General features: G+C 70.3%; 1 protein-coding gene. It reads right to left on the bottom strand.

From position 1 onward, the window contains the following. The coding region (locus ACWEN3_RS46615) for a HAMP domain-containing protein (protein WP_452984516.1) at window positions 1–879 on the bottom strand (879 nt) is incomplete at its 3' end. Window positions 880–1,365: the final 486 nt, after the last annotated feature.

Here is a 1,365-nt window from a genome sequence, read left to right as displayed (position 1 = left end):
CTGGGCGGTCAGGTTCCCCGCCATGAAGTTCACCGAGTCCGTCAGGTCGCGCCAGGTGCCCTTGACGCCCTTGACGTCCGCCTGTCCGCCGAGCCGCCCCTCGGTGCCCACCTCGCGGGCCACCCGGGTCACCTCGTCCGCGAACGCGGACAGCTGATCGACCATCGTGTTGATGGTGCTCTTCAGCTCCAGGATCTCGCCGCGCGCGTCGACCGTGATCTTCTGCGACAGGTCGCCCTGCGCCACCGCCGTGGCCACCTGGGCGACATTGCGCACCTGGGCGGTCAGGTTCCCCGCCATGAAGTTCACCGAGTCCGTCAGGTCGCGCCAGACTCCGGCGACCCCGGGGACCTGGGCCTGTCCCCCGAGACGGCCCTCGGTGCCCACCTCCCGGGCCACGCGGGTGACCTCGTCCGCGAAGGCGGACAGCTGGTCCACCATCGTGTTGACGGTCTCCTTCAGCTGAAGGATCTCCCCGCGGGCGTCGACGTCGATCTTCTGGGACAGGTCGCCCTTGGCCACGGCCGTGGCGACCTGGGCGATGTCGCGGACCTGTGTGGTGAGGTTGCCCGCCATCGCGTTGACGGAGTCGGTGAGATCGGCCCACGTGCCGGAGACACCCGGTACCTGCGCCTGCCCCCCGAGGGTGCCCTCCGTGCCCACCTCCCGGGCCACCCGGGTCACCTCGGACGTGAACACCGACAACTGGTCCACCATGCCGTTGAACACATTGGCGATGTCGCCCAACAGTCCCGGCGAGTCGGCGGGCAGGCGGGTGCCGAAGTCTCCGTCCCGCACCGCGGTCAGCCCCGCGAGCAGTCTCCTGAGCTCGTCGTCACCCGGAACCGCGTCGATCGTCCCGGTCGCTTTGCCGGCCATGCGCACCCTCGTTCCGCTCCCCAAGAGCCCTCGTGCGGAGGGCTCGGAACCAGTGCCGGGCACGCGGCCTGACCCGGCGACTGGTGTTGCATTTCCGCAGTTCACGGATTTGCCTGATGAGAGAAATACGCCGCAGGCTAACCCACCCGCGCGGCCCGGGACAAAGTAATCGGCCATCTTCGGTGATCATGAGCGTCCTCAAGGCCCCCGGGCATGGGATCGAAAGAGGCGGGTAGAGAGCAGAGTTCGGCCGAAGACCGCAGGCCGGAAGGGCGGCGGACAGGGCGCGCCACGTCTCGGCGAACTTCCGCGAACGGGCCCGGAGCGATTGGTGGTCCGCCTGCCCGGGCCCGTTTCGAGCGCGCGGAGCGGGGGCACCCGTGCCACGCTCGAAAGGGAGCACCGAGAGTGAGCGGCCCGGCACCGGGCGGAGGGCGAGCGCGCAGTGGCGGAGAACCGGCGGGTGCCCCGTCGCGCGGGGCGGGG

This window comes from Streptomyces sp. NPDC004561, from assembly GCF_053602155.1.
Note: the sequence above shows the minus strand (reverse complement) of the source record. Positions and strands in the feature narration are given on the sequence as shown.